General features: G+C 63.2%; 12 protein-coding genes and 1 tRNA gene. All 13 read left to right on the top strand.

The window, feature by feature from the left end; translation table 11 throughout:
- Positions 1–35: 35 nt before the first annotated feature.
- The 13 genes from tuf to fusA all read left to right on the top strand — a co-directional run bounded on the left by tuf (position 36) and on the right by fusA (position 16,548).
- Positions 36–1,226 carry an elongation factor Tu gene (gene tuf / locus LV476_RS07085; protein ID WP_250074771.1) on the top strand — a complete coding sequence of 397 codons (1,191 nt, stop codon included), beginning with the start codon at positions 36–38 and terminating at the stop codon, positions 1,224–1,226.
- Between the two features lie 74 nt (positions 1,227–1,300).
- A tRNA-Trp gene (locus LV476_RS07080) sits at positions 1,301–1,376 on the top strand.
- A gap of 75 nt (positions 1,377–1,451) precedes the next feature.
- Positions 1,452–1,823 (top strand): preprotein translocase subunit SecE, encoded by a 372-nt coding sequence (gene secE, locus LV476_RS07075; RefSeq protein WP_250074769.1) that lies wholly within the window; start codon positions 1,452–1,454, stop codon positions 1,821–1,823.
- Positions 1,824–1,834: 11 nt separating this feature from the next.
- Positions 1,835–2,368 (top strand): transcription termination/antitermination protein NusG, encoded by a 534-nt coding sequence (gene nusG, locus LV476_RS07070; RefSeq protein ID WP_250074767.1) that lies wholly within the window; start codon positions 1,835–1,837, stop codon positions 2,366–2,368.
- A gap of 63 nt (positions 2,369–2,431) precedes the next feature.
- Positions 2,432–2,863: a 50S ribosomal protein L11 gene (gene rplK, locus LV476_RS07065; RefSeq protein WP_250074765.1), complete on the top strand. Its 432-nt coding sequence runs from the start codon at positions 2,432–2,434 to the stop codon at positions 2,861–2,863.
- Between the two features lies 1 nt (position 2,864).
- Positions 2,865–3,560 (top strand): 50S ribosomal protein L1, encoded by a 696-nt coding sequence (rplA, locus tag LV476_RS07060; protein ID WP_250074763.1) that lies wholly within the window; start codon positions 2,865–2,867, stop codon positions 3,558–3,560.
- 264 nt (positions 3,561–3,824) lie between these two features.
- Entirely contained in the window at positions 3,825–4,352 is a 528-nt protein-coding gene (gene rplJ / locus LV476_RS07055; RefSeq protein ID WP_250074761.1) for a 50S ribosomal protein L10, read from the top strand.
- A gap of 30 nt (positions 4,353–4,382) precedes the next feature.
- Complete coding sequence (gene rplL / locus LV476_RS07050; protein ID WP_250074758.1) at positions 4,383–4,763, top strand: 50S ribosomal protein L7/L12; 381 nt, start codon at positions 4,383–4,385, stop codon at positions 4,761–4,763.
- A 237-nt stretch (positions 4,764–5,000) separates the two neighbouring features.
- Positions 5,001–9,167, top strand: a complete 4,167-nt coding sequence (rpoB, locus tag LV476_RS07045) for a DNA-directed RNA polymerase subunit beta (RefSeq protein ID WP_250074755.1) — start codon at positions 5,001–5,003, stop codon at positions 9,165–9,167.
- A gap of 76 nt (positions 9,168–9,243) precedes the next feature.
- Positions 9,244–13,458, top strand: coding sequence for a DNA-directed RNA polymerase subunit beta' (gene rpoC / locus LV476_RS07040; RefSeq protein ID WP_250074754.1), 4,215 nt, complete (start codon positions 9,244–9,246; stop codon positions 13,456–13,458).
- 100 nt (positions 13,459–13,558) lie between these two features.
- A complete protein-coding gene (gene rpsL / locus LV476_RS07035; RefSeq protein ID WP_250074752.1) occupies positions 13,559–13,933 on the top strand; it encodes a 30S ribosomal protein S12 in 375 nt (124 codons plus the stop codon).
- An 18-nt stretch (positions 13,934–13,951) separates the two neighbouring features.
- Positions 13,952–14,422, top strand: coding sequence for a 30S ribosomal protein S7 (rpsG, locus tag LV476_RS07030; RefSeq protein WP_136867910.1), 471 nt, complete (start codon positions 13,952–13,954; stop codon positions 14,420–14,422).
- Positions 14,423–14,451: 29 nt separating this feature from the next.
- Positions 14,452–16,548 (top strand): elongation factor G, encoded by a 2,097-nt coding sequence (gene fusA, locus LV476_RS07025; RefSeq protein WP_250074750.1) that lies wholly within the window; start codon positions 14,452–14,454, stop codon positions 16,546–16,548.
- The last annotated feature ends 10 nt before the right edge of the window (positions 16,549–16,558 follow it).

The raw sequence follows: 16,558 nt of genomic DNA, 5'->3' as shown, positions 1-16,558 counted from the left end.
ATTCCATTTGCTTGTCCCGGTTGGCGGAGGATGCGATGTCTAAGGAAAAGTTCGAACGTAGCAAGCCGCACGTAAACGTCGGCACGATCGGTCACGTTGACCACGGCAAGACCACGCTGACCGCGGCGATCACGCACGTGATGTCGCAGGCATCCGGCGGTCAGGGCATGGCCTTCGACCAGATCGACAAGGCGCCGGAAGAGAAGGCGCGTGGCATCACGATCTCCACCTCGCACGTCGAGTACGAGTCGGAGAAGCGTCACTACGCCCACGTCGACTGCCCGGGTCACGCCGACTACGTCAAGAACATGATCACCGGTGCCGCCCAGATGGACGGCGCGATCCTGGTGGTTTCCGCCGCTGACGGCCCGATGCCGCAGACCCGTGAGCACATCCTGCTCTCGCGTCAGGTTGGCGTTCCGTTCATCGTCGTCTTCCTGAACAAGGCAGACATGGTCGACGATCCGGAGCTGCTCGAGCTGGTCGAGATGGAAGTTCGTGACCTGCTGAGCCAGTACGACTTCCCGGGCGACGACACCCCGATCGTTACCGGTTCCGCCCTGAAGGCACTGGAAGGCGACACCTCCGAAATCGGCTCCCAGGCGATCATCAAGCTGGTCGAGGCGATGGACGACTACATTCCGGAGCCGGAGCGTGCCATCGACGGCGACTTCATCATGCCGGTCGAGGACGTGTTCTCCATCTCTGGTCGCGGCACTGTCGTTACCGGTCGTGTCGAGCGCGGCATCGTCAAGACGGGCGAAGAGATCGAGATCGTTGGTCTGAAGGACACCCAGAAGACCACCGTTACCGGTGTCGAGATGTTCCGCAAGCTGCTCGACGAAGGTCAGGCTGGCGACAACATCGGCGTACTGCTGCGTGGCACCAAGCGCGACGAAGTCGAGCGTGGCCAGGTCCTGTGTAAGCCGGGCACCATCAAGCCGCACACTCAGTTCGAGGCCGAGGTCTACGTCCTGTCGAAGGAAGAGGGTGGTCGTCACACCCCGTTCTTCAACGGCTACCGTCCGCAGTTCTACTTCCGTACCACCGACGTGACTGGCGCTTGCGAGCTGCCGGAAGGCACCGAGATGGTCATGCCGGGCGACAACGTGGCGATGACCGTCACGCTGATCGCACCGATCGCGATGGAAGAAGGCCTGCGCTTTGCCGTCCGTGAAGGCGGTCGCACCGTCGGCGCTGGCGTCGTTTCCAAGATCGTCGAGTAATCCGCAACGGGTTGCGTCGAGGCGCGGAGTCGGATAGACTTCGCGCTCTTTTTTCGCGGTAGGCGAAAAACACTAGGGCAGTAGCTCAACTGGCAGAGCAACGGTCTCCAAAACCGTAGGTTGGGGGTTCGAGTCCCTCCTGCCCTGCCACTTCCGTGCAGGGGGTGCCCGCCGGGCCCGGTTCGCCGGCCGGCGGGTGCTGTCTTTGAAGCGTGAGTTCCTAACATGTCGGAAAAGTCCGTGCAGTCCACGTCCTCCGGTCTGGATTCGGTCAAGATCGCCATCGCGATCGCGCTGATCCTGGCCGGCATCGTGGGCTATTACCTGCTTGAAGGCCAACCGCTGTTCCTGCGTATTCTGGCCGTCGTGGCGGGAGCGGGGCTCGCGATCGCCGTGGCATACACCACGGCTGTCGGGCGGTCGATCTGGCAGTTCACCTTCGACTCGCGGCTCGAGGTCAAGAAAATGGTCTGGCCGACGCGTCAGGAGGCCACGCAGACGACCCTCGTGGTCATTCTGCTCGTCATCCTGATCGGCCTGTTCCTCTGGGGCGTCGACTCGCTGCTGGGTTGGATCGTTCGCAGCATTACCGGTTAGGAGGCTTAAGCATGGCGATGCGCTGGTACGTCGTCCAGGCGTTCTCACAGTACGAAAACAGCGTCAAGAAGGCGCTGCAGGAGCGCATCGAGCGCGCCGGCCTGCAGGATCTGTTCGGCGAGATTCTCGTCCCCTCCGAGGAGGTGGTCGAGATGCGCGATGGCGTCAAGCGTCGTTCCGAGCGCAAGTTCTTCCCGGGCTACGTGCTGGTCCAGGTGGAGATGACCGACGAGGCGTGGCACCTGATCAAGTCGGTGCCACGGGTGTTGGGCTTTATCGGCACCTCCGGCGGCAAGCCGACGCCGATCAGCGAGCGCGAGGCCGACCAGATCCTCAATCGGGTCAAGGACTCCACCGAAAAGCCGAAGCCGAAGACGCTGTTCGACGTCGGCGAGATGGTTCGGGTCTGCGACGGCCCGTTCAACGACTTCACCGGCACGGTCGAGGAAGTCAACTACGAGAAGAGCCGCCTGCGCGTGGCCGTCAGTATTTTCGGGCGTTCCACTCCGGTGGAGCTCAACTTCGACCAGGTCGAGAAGACCTGATCAGTCGACTAACGGGGAGCCTGGCCGCGAGCCGGGCGCTATCTACCCACACGAGAGGTCATCATGGCTAAGAAAGTCTCAGCTTATATCAAGCTTCAGGTGCCGGCCGGCCAGGCCAACCCGTCACCCCCCATCGGTCCCGCGCTGGGTCAGCACGGCGTCAACATCATGGGCTTCTGTAAGGAGTTCAACGCGGCGTCGGGCAACATCGAGCCGGGCCTTCCGGTCCCGGTGGTGATCACTGTCTATCAGGACAAGTCGTTCACCTTCATCATGAAGACCCCGCCGGCGGCCGTCCTGCTGAAGAAGGCCGTGGGCATCAAGAGCGGTTCGGCCGAGCCGAACAAGACCAAGGTGGGCACCGTGACCCGAGCGCAGCTCGAGGAAATCGCCACCACGAAGGAGCCGGACCTGACGGCGAAAGATCTCGACGCCCGTGTGCGCACCATCGCTGGTAGCGCCCGCAGCATGGGCCTGAACGTGGAGGGTGTGTGAGATGGCCAAGCTGAGCAAGCGTCAGAAGCTGATCGCCGAGAAGATCGATCGCAATCGCCAGTACGGTGCTGAAGAAGCCTTCTCCCTGCTGAAAGAGCTCTCCACCGTCAAGTTCAACGAGTCGGTCGACGTTTCCGTCAACCTGGGCGTTGACCCGCGTCGTTCGGACCAGATGGTTCGTGGCTCGACCGTGCTGCCGCGCGGCACCGGTCAGGACGTGCGCGTCGCCGTGTTCGCCCAGGGTGCGAACGCCGAGGCCGCCAAGGAAGCCGGTGCCGATATCGTCGGCATGGAGGACCTGGCAGAAGAGGTCAAGCAGGGTCGCATGGACTTCGACGTCGTCATCGCCTCTCCGGACGCGATGCGCGTGGTCGGCCAGCTGGGTCAGATCCTCGGCCCGCGCGGTCTGATGCCGAACCCGAAGGTCGGCACCGTCTCGCCGGACGTCGCCAATGCGGTCAAGAATGCCAAGGCTGGTCAGGTGCGCTACCGCACCGACAAGAACGGCATCATCCACTGCACCATCGGTAAGGTGGACTTCGAGCCGGCGGCACTGATCGAGAACCTCAACGCACTGATCGGCGACCTGAACAAGGCCAAGCCGACCGGCGCGAAGGGTGTGTACATGAAGCGCGTTTCCGTCTCCACCACGATGGGGCCGGGCCTGTCGGTCGATCAGGGTTCGATCGCCGAGTAAGCGCGTTATATGACGAATTGCCGGCCTCGACCTTGCGTCGGGGCCGGTTACGTTCTTTGGACTGCCGGCACGAGTGCCGGTGGCGTCAAAGACCGCAGGCGCGGGCGAGTTCGCTCTCCCGCTTAATCGCGAAAGCCTGCGCAGACGGCTAGAGTCCCGATGAATACATGTCTGGGTGGCCGTTGAGAAGGGCGGTTCGAACGGGTTTCGAACCGAATTTCCAATCATGAAGGGCTTGTCCCTTCGCAACCGTAGGTAAGAGACGTGGCACTAACCTTCGATCGTAAGAAGCTGGTTGTCGCCGAAGTCGCCGAGGTTGCATCCAAGGCCTACTCGGCGGTTGGCGTCGAGTATCGAGGCTTGACGGTCTCGCAGGTCACCGAGCTGCGTGTGAAGGCACGCGAGCAGGGTGTTTACCTGCGTGTCGTCAAGAACACCCTGGCCAAGCGCGCCCTGGAAGGCACCGAGTACGAATGCATGACCGAGGCCCTGCGCGGCCCGCTCATCCTCGCGTTCTCGATGGACGACCTGGGCTCCGCGGCGCGTCTGATGAAGGACGCTGCCAAGGAGATGGAAGCGCTTGACGTCCAGTTCGTGTCCTTGGGTGGCGAACTCCTCCCGGCTTCCGCTCTCGATCGCGTTGCCAGCCTGCCGACCCGTGAGGAAGCGCTCGCGCAACTCATGGCGACGATGCAGGCGCCGGTCACCAAGCTGGCTCGTACCTTCAACGAGGTACCGGGCAAGCTGGTCCGCACCGTGGCAGCCGTTCGCGACCAGAAACAAGCGGCTTAACCTTTTTCATCATTTTTCAGGTACTCAATCATGGCAGTTACAAAAGACGATATTCTCGAAGCAATCTCCAACATGTCCGTCATGGAGATCGTTGAGCTGATCTCCGACATGGAAGAGAAGTTCGGCGTAAGCGCCGCTGCAGCCGTAGCCGCTGCTCCGGCAGCCGGTGGTGGCGAAGCCGCTGGTGGCGCTGAAGAGCAGACCGAGTTCGACGTGGTCATGAGCTCGTTCGGCTCCAACAAGGTTGCCGTCATCAAGGCGACCCGCGAGCTGACCGGTCTCGGCCTCAAGGAAGCCAAAGAGCTGGTAGAAGGCGCTCCGAGCACCATCAAGGAAGGCGTCGAGAAGGAAGAGGCCGACTCCATGAAGGCCAAGCTCGAAGAGGCAGGCGCTTCCGTCGAGCTCAAGTAAACGAGTGCAAGGGTCGCTTAACCACAGCACCCAGGTACGGGCTGGTGGCCTTCGGGTCGCCGGCCTTTATGTGCTTGTTGGGCCGCCTTTCGTGATCGGATCACCGGTCTGATCCCGAAAGGTTGCCCGGAGCGGACCCGTGCCGCTCCACCCAGGGGGAATGGGTCCCCGCGCGCCACGGCGTGCATCGCCAGTTCGCTGGCGATCACACTCAGATTGTCCCGACGAGGAAAGTAGATGAGCTATTCATTCACTGAGAAGAAGCGAATCCGCAAGGACTTCGGCAAACGAGCCGAGGTTCTGCCGGTCCCCTATCTGTTGACCACGCAGGTGAAGTCCTACGAGGGCTTCCTGCAGCAGGGCGTCAAGCAGAAGGAGCGTCGCAACATCGGTCTGCATGCGGCGCTGAGCTCGGTGTTTCCGATCGCCAGCCATTCGGGCAATGCTGAAATCGACTACGTCGACTATCACTTCGGCGAGCCGGCGTTCGACGTGCGCGAGTGCCAGATCCGTGGCCTGACCTACTCGGCGCCGCTGCGCGTCAAGCTGCGTCTCGTTATCTATGACAAGGAAGCGCCCGCAGGTTCCAAAGTGGTCAAGGACATCCGCGAGCAGGATGTCTACATGGGTGAGATCCCGCTGCAGACCGAAAGCGGCACCTTTGTCGTCAACGGTACCGAGCGGGTCATCGTCTCTCAGCTGCACCGCTCGCCGGGCGTGTTCTTCGACCACGACAAGGGCAAGAGCACCAGCTCCAAGCGGATGCTGTTCTCCGCCCGCGTCATCCCGTACCGTGGCTCCTGGCTCGACTTCGAGTTCGACCAGAAGGACCTCGTTTACGTCCGCATCGACCGTCGTCGCAAGATCCCGGCGTCGATTCTGCTGCGCGCGCTGGGTTACAACAACGAGGAGATGCTCGACATCTTCTTCGAGCACGACGAGTTCCGCGTCGACGGCGAGAACCTGTCGCTGGCGCTCGTCCCCGAGCGCCTCAAGGGCACCGATGCGGCCTTCGACATCGAGGTCAACGGCGAGACCATCGTCAAGACCGGCAAGCGGATCACCGCCAAGCATGTCCGCGAACTTAAGAAAGCCGAGATTGAGACCCTGCCGGTGCCGGAGGAGTTCCTCGTTGGCCGGACGCTCGCCAAGGACGTGGTCGACACCGACAGCGGCGAAGTGATCGCCAACGCCAACGACGAGATCACCGAGGACATGCTGGCCAGCTTCCAGAAGGCCGGCATCGAGTCCTTCAAGACGCTGTACTACAACGAGGTCGATCGCGGCCCGTACATGTCGCTGACCCTGCGCAACGATCCGTCGACCACCCCGCTCGAGGCGATGGTCGAGATCTACAAGATGATGCGCCCGGGCGAGCCGCCGACCAAGGATGCCGCCGAAGGCCTGTTCCACGGTCTGTTCTTCTCCGAGGAGCGCTACGACCTGTCCGAGGTCGGCCGCATGAAGTTCAACCGTCGACTCGAGCGCGAAAGCGACCAGGGCCCGGGCATCCTCTACGATGCCAAGTACTTCCGTGGCCTGGCCGAGTCCGGCGACGAGGTGGCCAAGGAGCGCGTCGAGCAGAGCGGCGATCTGTCCGACATCCTCGACGTGCTGATCGAGCTGATCAACATCCGTAACGGCAACGGCAAGACCGACGACATCGACCACCTTGGCAACCGTCGCATCCGCTCGGTGGGCGAGATGGCCGAGAACGTCTTCCGCATCGGTCTGGTGCGTGTCGAGCGTGCCGTCAAGGAGCGCCTGACTCAGGCCGAGAGCGAGGGCCTGACGCCGCAGGACCTGATCAACGCCAAGCCGGTCGCTGCCGCGGTGAAGGAGTTCTTCGGCTCCTCGCAGCTGTCGCAGTTCATGGACCAGAACAACCCGCTGTCCGAGGTCACGCACAAGCGTCGGATCTCGGCACTTGGGCCGGGTGGCCTGACCCGCGAGCGCGCCGGCTTCGAGGTGCGTGACGTCCACACCACGCACTACGGCCGTGTCTGCCCGATCGAGACCCCGGAAGGTCCGAACATCGGTCTGATCAACTCGCTGGCCGTGTTCGCCCAGACCAACACCTACGGTTTCCTCGAGACGCCGTACCGCAAGGTGGTCGACGGCAAGGTTACCGCCGACGTCGACTGGCTGTCGGCCTACGAGGAAGAGAAGTACACCATCGCGCAGGCCAATGCGCCGCTGGACGAGGAAGGGCGCCTGACCGGCGAGCTGATCTCCGCGCGTAAATCGGGCGAGTTCATGCTCTCGGATCCGTCCGAGATCCAGTACATGGACGTTTCGCCGAAGCAGATCGTGTCGGTGGCCGCGTCGATCATCCCGTTCCTCGAGCACGACGACGCCAACCGCGCCCTGATGGGCTCGAACATGCAGCGTCAGGCCGTGCCGACCCTCAAGGCGGACAAGCCGCTGGTCGGTACCGGCATGGAACGCGTGGTCGCGACCGACTCCGGCGCCTGCGTGGTTGCCAAGCGTGGCGGCGTGGTCGACCGCGTCGACGCCTCGCGCGTCGTGGTCCGGGTGAAGGCCGAGGAGGCCACCCAGGGTGAGGTCGGTGTCGACATCTACAACCTGACCAAGTACACCCGCTCGAACCAGAACACCTGCATCAACCAGCGTCCGCTGGTGAAGGTCGGTGACAACATCGAGAAGGGCGATGTCCTCGCCGACGGTCCGTCCGTCGACATGGGCGAGCTGGCGCTGGGGCAGAACATCCTCTGTGCCTTCATGCCGTGGAACGGCTACAACTTCGAGGATTCGATCCTGATGTCGGAGCGGGTGGTGCGCGAAGACCGCTTCACCACGATCCACATCGAGGAGCTCAACTGTGTCGCTCGTGACACCAAGCTGGGCGCCGAAGAGATCACCGCAGACATCCCGAACGTCGCCGAGAACCTGCTGAACAAGCTGGACGAGGCCGGCGTCGTGCACATCGGTGCCGAGGTCAGCCCGAACGACATCCTGGTGGGCAAGGTCACGCCGAAGGGCGAAACCCAGCTCACCCCGGAGGAAAAGCTCCTCAGAGCCATCTTCGGCGAGAAGGCGTCCGACGTGAAGGACACCTCCCTGCGCGTGCCGCAGGGCATCGAAGGCACCGTCATCGACGTCCGTGTCTTCACCCGTGACGGCATCGAGAAGGACAGCCGCGCTCGTTCGATCGAAGAGGCCGACCTCGACGCGGTGCGCAAGGACCTCAAGGACCGCATGCGCATCATCGAGGGCGACATTCAGGCCCGCGTCCGTGAACTGCTGCTGGGCAAGGTCGCCGTGGGCGGCCCGACCGGTGTGAAGGCCAATGCCAAGATCACCGCCGCGCAGCTGAACAAGATCGACCCGACCAAGTGGTTCGAGATCCGCGTCGAGGACGACGCCGCTGCCAGCGCGCTGGAGGAATACAAGGCCCAGCTCGAGCGCGAGAAGGAAGACGCCGAGGCACGCTTCGAGGACAAGAAGCGCAAGATCCAGCAGGGCGACGACCTGCAGCCGGGCGTGCTGAAGATGGTCAAGGTCTACGTGGCCGTGAAGCGTCGCATTCAGCCGGGCGACAAGCTCGCCGGCCGTCACGGCAACAAGGGCGTCATCTCGATGATCGTCCCCGAGGAAGACATGCCGTACATGGAAGACGGCACGCCGATGGACATCTGCCTCAACCCGCTGGGTGTTCCGTCGCGGATGAACATTGGTCAGATTCTCGAGACGCATCTCGGCTTCGCGGCGCGTGGTCTGGGTCACCAGATCGAGAAGCGCCTCAAGCTCGAGCGCGAGAAGGCGGTCAAGGAGTTGCGTGTGTTCCTCGACAAGGTCTACAACCACCGCGAGGAGCCGACCGTCGATCTGGACAGCCTGACCGACGACGAGCTGATCGAAATGGCCGGCAACCTCAAGAAGGGCGTGCCGATGGCGACGCCGGTCTTCGACGGCGCGATCGAGGACGAGGTCAAGCACATGCTCAAGCTCGCCGAGGTGCCGGAGAACGGCCAGGTGCAGCTGTACGACGGCCGTACCGGCGAGGCGTTCGAGCGCCACACCACGGTCGGCTACATGTACATCCTGAAGCTCAACCACCTGGTTGACGACAAGATGCACGCGCGTTCGACCGGTCCGTACAGCCTGGTCACCCAGCAGCCGCTGGGCGGCAAGGCGCAGTTCGGTGGTCAGCGCTTCGGCGAGATGGAGGTCTGGGCACTCGAGGCGTACGGTGCGGCCTACACGCTTCAGGAGATGCTGACCGTCAAGTCCGACGACGTCGACGGCCGGAACAAGATGTACAAGCACATCGTCGATGGCGATCACCGCATGGATGCCGGCATGCCGGAGTCCTTCAACGTGCTGTTGAAGGAAATCCGCTCGCTGGGCATCAACATCGAGCTGGAACAAGACGACGAGTGATTTCCGGGGCATGGGCCCGACGGGTAACTCCCGGGCCCATGGTGCCGTGTGACAGAACACGTTAGGCAGGTAGTCAATGAAAGAATTGCTTAATCTGATGAACCACGAGGTCGGCGAAGAGGACTTCGACCACATCCGTATCTCGCTGGCCTCCCCGGAGATGATCCGTTCCTGGTCGTTCGGCGAAGTGAAGAAGCCGGAGACCATCAACTACCGCACCTTTAAGCCGGAGCGGGACGGCCTGTTCTGCGCCAAGATCTTCGGTCCGGTGCGCGATTATGAGTGCCTCTGTGGCAAGTACAAGCGCCTCAAGCACCGCGGTGTCGTGTGCGAGAAGTGTGGTGTCGAGGTGACTCTCTCCAAGGTGCGTCGCGAGCGCATGGGCCACATCGAGCTGGCCTGCCCGGTCGCCCACATCTGGTTCCTGAAGTCGCTGCCGAGCCGCATCGGTCTGCTGCTCGACATGACGCTGCGCGACATCGAGCGCGTGCTGTACTTCGAGGCGTTCATCGTCACCGAGCCGGGCATGACCACCTTGAACAAGGGCGACCTGCTCACCGACGAGATGTACATCGAGGCGCTCGAGCAGTTCGGCGACGAGTTCGAGGCTGGCATGGGCGCGGAGTCCATCCAGAAGCTCCTCAAGGAGATCAACCTCGACGACGAGATCCTCAAGCTGCGCGACGAGCTGGCCGAGACCGGCTCCGAGACCAAGATCAAGCGCATCACCAAGCGCCTGAAGCTGCTCGAGTCGTTCCGCGCCTCCGGCAACCGTCCGGAGTGGCTGGTCATGACCCAGCTGCCGGTACTGCCGCCGGACCTGCGTCCGCTGGTGCCGCTGGACGGCGGCCGCTTTGCGACCAGTGACCTCAACGACCTCTATCGTCGGGTCATCAACCGCAACAACCGCCTCAAGCGCCTGCTCGAGATCAACGCGCCGGACATTATCCTGCGCAACGAGAAGCGGATGCTGCAGGAGTCGGTCGACTCGCTGCTGGACAACGGCCGTCGCGGCCGCGCCGTGACCGGCACGAACAAGCGCCCGCTCAAGTCGCTTGCCGACATGATCAAGGGCAAGCAGGGCCGCTTCCGTCAGAACCTGCTCGGCAAGCGTGTCGACTACTCGGGCCGTTCGGTCATCGTGGTCGGCCCGACCCTGCGCCTGCATCAGTGCGGTCTGCCCAAGAAGATGGCGCTCGAGCTGTTCAAGCCGTTCATCTTCGGCAAGCTGCACCGTCGCGGCCTGGCCACCACCATCAAGGCGGCCAAGAAACTGGTCGAGCGCGAGGGCGCCGAGGTCTGGGACGTGCTCGAGGAAGTCATCCGCGAGCACCCGGTGCTGCTGAACCGCGCGCCGACCCTGCACCGTCTGGGCATCCAGGCGTTCGAGCCGACCCTGATCGAGGGCAAGGCGATCCAGCTGCACCCGCTGGTCTGCTCGGCCTACAACGCCGACTTTGACGGCGACCAGATGGCCGTGCACGTGCCGCTGTCGCTCGAGGCGCAGTCGGAAGCGCGCGCGCTGATGATGTCGACGAACAACGTCCTGTCGCCGGCCTCCGGCGACCCGGTCATCGTGCCGTCGCAGGACATCGTGCTGGGCATCTACTACATGACCCGGTCCAAGGTGAACGCACGCGGTGAAGGCATGATCTTCGCCGATTCCGAGGAAGTGCAGCGTGCCTACGACAACGGTCAGGTCGAGCTCGGCGCGCTGGTACGCGTTCGTCTGCGCGACTGGACCCGTGAAGAAGACGGCACGGTCGAATCGAAGACCGCGATCGTCGAGACCACCGTTGGCCGTGCGCTGCTCTACCGGATCGTGCCGGAAGGCATTCCCTTCGAGCAGATCAACAAGGACATGGGCAAGAAGCCGATCTCGGCACTGCTCAACTACGTCTACCGTCACCTCGGCCTGAAGGACACCGTGGTGTTCGCCGACCAGCTGATGTACATGGGCTTCCGCTACGCGACCCGCTCGGGCATCTCCATCTGCTCTGACGACATGATCGTGCCGGAGTCGAAGGACACCGAGCTGGCCGCCGCCGAGGCCGAGGTCAAGGAGATCCAGGACCAGTACGGTCAGGGTCTCGTGACCGAAAAGGAGCGTTACAACAAGGTGGTCGACATCTGGTCGCGCGCCAACGACTCCATCTCCCGCTCGATGATGGAGCAGCTGGGCGCGCACACCGTCAAGGACAAGGACGGCAACGACGTCACCCAGAACTCGTTCAACGCGATCTTCATGATGGCCGACTCCGGTGCGCGTGGTTCCGCCGCGCAGATCCGTCAGCTGGCCGGCATGCGCGGCCTGATGACCAAGCCGGACGGCTCGATCATCGAGACGCCGATCACCGCGAACTTCCGCGAGGGTCTGAACGTACTGCAGTACTTCATCTCGACCCACGGGGCGCGTAAGGGTCTGGCCGACACCGCACTGAAGACCGCCAACTCCGGTTACCTGACCCGCCGCCTGGTCGACGTGGCGCAGGACCTGGTGGTGACCTCCGACGACTGCGGCACCACTAGCGATGGTCTGAAGATGACCGCCGTGATCGAAGGTGGCGACGTGGTCGAGGGCCTGGGTAACCGAATCCTGGGTCGCGTGACTTCCAAGGATCTGGTCGTGCCGGGCACCGAGGAAGTTCTGCTGCCGGCGGGCACGCTGATCGACGAGGCGACCGTCGCTCGCATCGAACAGTCGGGCATCGACGAAGTGTGGGTACGCTCCGCGATCACCTGTGAGGCACGCCACGGCGTCTGCGCCCAGTGCTACGGTCGCGACCTGGCACGCGGCGAGCCGGTCAACCTCGGCGAGGCGGTCGGCGTGATGGCCGCCCAGTCCATCGGCGAGCCGGGCACCCAGCTGACCATGCGGACCTTCCACATCGGTGGTGCGGCGTCGCGTTCGGCGGCAGCCAGCTCGGTGGAGAACAAGGCCGCCGGCGGCGTTCGCCTGCACAACCTCAAGACGGTCAAGAACCGTGACGGCGATCTCGTGGCGGTCACCCGCTCGGGCGAGCTCGGCATGCTCGACGAGCAGGGCCGCGAGCGTGAGCGCTACAAGGTGCCGTACGGCTCGGTCATCCGCGTCAAGGACGGGGACAAGGTCGAGGCCGGCACCACGCTGGCGAACTGGGACCCGCACACGCACCCGGTCGTCAGTGAAGTGGAAGGCTTCGCTCGCTTCTCGGACTTCGTCGACGGCCAGTCTGTCAAGACCGAGACCGACGAGATCACCGGTCTGTCGTCGCAGATCATTATCGACCCGTCGCAGCGTTCCGGCACCGCCAAGGATCTGCGTCCGGCGATCGCCCTGGTCGATCGCGACGGCAACGCCGTCAACCTGCCGGGCACCGAGATCCCCGCGATCTACGTGCTGCCGGCCGGCGCGATCATCGGTATCACCGACGGGGCGGAAGTCCAGGTGGGTGACGTGGTCGCGCGCATTCCGCAGGAATCGCAGAAGACCCGCGACATCACCGGCGGTCTGCCGCGCGTCGCCGACCTCTTCGAGGCACGCAAGCCGAAAGAGCCGGCGATCCTGGCCGAGCACACCGGTACGGTCAGCTTTGGCAAGGAGACCAAGGGCAAGCAGCGCCTGGTGATCACCGACGAGAACGGCGAGCAGCACGAGGAGCTGATTCCGAAGTACCGCGTGATCAACGTCTTCGAGGGCGAGCATGTCGACAAGGGCGAGATCATCGCCGATGGCGAACTCGCGCCGCACGACATCCTGCGACTGCGCGGTATTGCCGACCTGGCGAACTACATCGTCAAGGAGATCCAGGACGTCTATCGCCTGCAGGGCGTTGGCATCGACGACAAGCACATCGAGGTGATCGTTCGCCAGATGCTGCGCAAGGTCGAGATCAGCGAATCGGGCGACTCCGGTTACCTGCGTGGCGATCAGGTCGACAAGGCGCGGCTGGTCGAGGAGAACGCGGCACTCGAGAAGGACGGCAAGTTCCCGGCGAAGTACGAGCCGATGCTGCTCGGCATCACCAAGGCCTCCTTGGTCACCGAGTCGTTCATCTCCGCGGCGTCGTTCCAGGAGACCACTCGCGTGCTCACGGACGCCGCCACCCGCGGCGGTCGCGACGAGCTGCGCGGTCTCAAGGAGAACGTCATCGTCGGTCGTCTCATCCCGGCGGGTACCGGTCTGGCGCACCACGAGGAGCGCCGCCGGAAGCGTCACGCGGCACTGGATCAGGCCAACGAGCTGTTCGGTGCGCCGGCGGAAGTCGCCGAGGTTGAGTCAGCCGGCGAGGAGACCGGCAACGAGGAATGATGTCGCGTTGACACCAACGCGGCAACTGCTTAGAATCACTGCCCTTTACGGCGGGCGACTGGGCCCGTCGTGCTAGTTTTTGGTCGGAGAATACGGATACATGGCTACTATTAATCAGCTAGTGCGTAAGCCGCGCAAGCGTGCGGTCGAAAAGACCAGCGTGCCGGCGCTGGAGCGTTGCCCCCAGCGTCGCGGCGTATGCACGCGCGTTTACACCACCACCCCGAAGAAGCCGAACTCGGCCCTGCGTAAGGTTGCCCGTGTGCGCCTGACGTCCGGCTACGAGGTCACCGGCTACATCGGTGGTGAGGGTCACAACCTGCAGGAACACTCGGTCGTGCTGATCCGTGGCGGTCGTGTAAAGGACCTCCCGGGTGTGCGTTACCACGTCGTCCGCGGCAGCCTCGATACCCAGGGTGTCGAGAAGCGTCGTCAGGGTCGTTCGAAGTACGGCGCCAAGCGTCCGAAGAACTAATCAACGGTAGGATTTGACATGCCCCGTAGAAGAGAAGTCCCCAAGCGCGAGATTCTGCCGGATCCGAAATTCGGCAACGTAACCGTCGCTAAATTCATCAACATGATCATGCTCAGCGGCAAGAAGGCCGTTGCCGAGCGTCTGCTGTACGACGCGATGGACATGATCGAGTCCAAGGGCAAGGGTCACCCGGTCGACGTCGTCGAGAAGGCGCTGGAAAACGTCGCTCCGTCGGTCGAGGTCAAGTCCCGCCGTGTTGGTGGTGCCACCTATCAGGTGCCCGTGGAAGTGCGCCCGGTGCGCCGTTCGTCGCTGGCCATGCGCTGGCTGATCGAGGCCGCCCGCAAGCGTGGTGAAAAGACCATGGCCCAGAAGATGGCCGGTGAGCTGTCGGATGCCGCCGAAGGTCGTGGTTCCGCTGTCAAGAAGCGTGAAGACACGCACCGCATGGCCGAGGCCAACAAGGCCTTCGCCCACTTCCGCTGGTAATCCGCCGCTTTATTTAAGAGGTACTTTTCGTGTCCCGTACGACTCCGCTCGAGCGCTATCGCAACTTTGGCATCATGGCGCACATTGATGCCGGCAAAACCACGGCCACCGAGCGCATTCTGTTCTACACCGGTGTGTCCCACAAGATTGGTGAGGTGCATGACGGCGCTGCCACCATGGACTGGATGGACCAGGAACAGGAGCGCGGCATCACCATCACCTCGGCGGCGACGACTGCCTTCTGGCAGGGGATGGATCAGCAGTTCCAGAAGCACCGCCTGAACATCATCGATACCCCGGGGCACGTGGACTTCACCATCGAGGTGGAGCGTTCGCTGCGGGTTCTCGACGGGGCCGTGTTCGTTCTGTGTGCGGTCGGTGGCGTTCAGCCCCAGTCCGAGACCGTATGGCGCCAGGCCAACAAGTACGGCGTGCCGCGTCTGGCGTTCGTCAACAAGATGGACCGTCAGGGCTCCGATTTCTTCCGCGTTATGGATCAGCTCAAGAAGCGTCTGGGCGCGAACCCGGTGCCGATCGTCATCCCGATCGGTGCCGAGGAGAACTTCGAGGGCGTGGTCGACCTGATCCGCATGAAGGCGATCTACTGGAACACCGACGACATGGGCATGACCTATGACGAGCGGGAGATTCCGGAAGAGCTCAAGGAGCAGGCCGAGCAGTACCGCGAAGAGATGATCGAAGCGGCCGCCGAGTCCTCCGAAGAGCTGATGGAGAAGTACCTCGAGAACGGCGAGCTCTCCGACGAGGAGATCAAGCAGGGCATCCGTCAGCGCACGCTCGAGAACGAGATCATCCCGGCGCTCTGCGGCACCGCGTTCAAGAACAAGGGCATCCAGCGTCTGCTCGACGCGGTCATCGAATACCTGCCGGCTCCGACCGAAGTTCCGGACATCAAGGGCGAACTGCCGGACGGCACCGAAGCCCGTCGTAAGACCGGCGACGACCAGCCGTTCGCTGCCCTGGCGTTCAAGATCATGACCGATCCGTTCGTCGGTTCGCTGGCCTTCTTCCGTGTCTACTCGGGAGTGGTGAACGCCGGTGACGGCATCCTGAACTCGACCAAGGGCAACCGCGAGCGCATCGGCCGTATCCTGCAGATGCACTCCAACAGCCGTGAAGAGGTCAAGTCGGTCTACGCGGGCGACATCGCCGCCGCGGTCGGTCTGAAGAACGTCACCACTGGTGAGACGCTTTGTGATCCGAAGGATCCGATCATCCTCGAGCGGATGGAATTCCCGGACCCGGTTATCTCCGTTGCCGTCGAGCCGAAGACCAAGTCGGACCAGGAAAAGATGTCCCAGGCCCTCGGTCGTCTGGCCCAGGAGGATCCGTCCTTCCGTGTCCGCACCGACGAAGAGTCCGGCCAGACCATCATTTCCGGCATGGGCGAGCTGCACCTCGAGATCCTCGTCGACCGCATGCGTCGCGAGTTCAAGGTGGACGCGAACATCGGCAAGCCGCAGGTGGCCTACCGCGAGACGATCCGCGGATCGGTCGAGCAGGACGGCAAGTTCGTTCGCCAGTCCGGTGGTCGCGGCCAGTACGGTCACGTCAAGCTCCGCATCGAGCCGAACGAGGAAGGCGAAGGCTTCGAGTTCATCAACCAGATCGTTGGTGGCGTGGTGCCGAAGGAGTACATCCCGGCCGTCGAGCGTGGTGTCGAGGAGCAGATGCAGAACGGCGTCATCGCGGGTTACCCGATGGTCGACGTGAAGGTCACGCTGTACGACGGCTCGTACCACGAGGTCGACTCCAACGAGATGGCGTTCAAGGTCGCCGGTTCGATGGCCTTCAAGGAAGGCGCACAGAAAGCCTCTCCGGCCCTGCTCGAGCCGATGATGAGCGTCGAGATCGAGACGCCGGAAGAGTACATGGGCGACGTCATCGGTGACGTGAACCGTCGCCGCGGGATGGTCCAGGGCATGGAAGACACCGCCGGTGGTTCCAAGCAGATCAAGGCCGAGGTGCCGCTGTCCGAGATGTTCGGCTACGCCACCGACCTGCGTTCTGCAACCCAGGGCCGTGCGACGTACTCGATGGAGTTTGGCCGTTACGCCGAGGCACCGAAGAGCGTGGTCGAGGAAGTCAGCAAGGGCGCTTCCTGAGGCACCGCGG

The organism is Guyparkeria hydrothermalis (assembly GCF_023555385.1).
Taxonomy (GTDB): Bacteria; Pseudomonadota; Gammaproteobacteria; order Halothiobacillales; family Halothiobacillaceae; genus Guyparkeria; species Guyparkeria hydrothermalis_A.
Note: the sequence above shows the minus strand (reverse complement) of the source record. Positions and strands in the feature narration are given on the sequence as shown.

Excerpts from the sequence above, each read along its gene's own strand:
- tuf (WP_250074771.1), top strand. The coding sequence starts at position 36 with ATGTCTAAGGAAAAGTTCGAACGTAGCAAGCCGCACGTAAACGTCGGC.
- secE (WP_250074769.1), top strand. The coding sequence starts at position 1,452 with ATGTCGGAAAAGTCCGTGCAGTCCACGTCCTCCGGTCTGGATTCGGTC.
- nusG (WP_250074767.1), top strand. The coding sequence starts at position 1,835 with ATGGCGATGCGCTGGTACGTCGTCCAGGCGTTCTCACAGTACGAAAAC.
- rplK (WP_250074765.1), top strand. The coding sequence starts at position 2,432 with ATGGCTAAGAAAGTCTCAGCTTATATCAAGCTTCAGGTGCCGGCCGGC.
- rplA (WP_250074763.1), top strand. The coding sequence starts at position 2,865 with ATGGCCAAGCTGAGCAAGCGTCAGAAGCTGATCGCCGAGAAGATCGAT.
- rplL (WP_250074758.1), top strand. The coding sequence starts at position 4,383 with ATGGCAGTTACAAAAGACGATATTCTCGAAGCAATCTCCAACATGTCC.
- rpoB (WP_250074755.1), top strand. The coding sequence starts at position 5,001 with ATGAGCTATTCATTCACTGAGAAGAAGCGAATCCGCAAGGACTTCGGC.
- rpoC (WP_250074754.1), top strand. The coding sequence starts at position 9,244 with ATGAAAGAATTGCTTAATCTGATGAACCACGAGGTCGGCGAAGAGGAC.
- rpsL (WP_250074752.1), top strand. The coding sequence starts at position 13,559 with ATGGCTACTATTAATCAGCTAGTGCGTAAGCCGCGCAAGCGTGCGGTC.
- rpsG (WP_136867910.1), top strand. The coding sequence starts at position 13,952 with ATGCCCCGTAGAAGAGAAGTCCCCAAGCGCGAGATTCTGCCGGATCCG.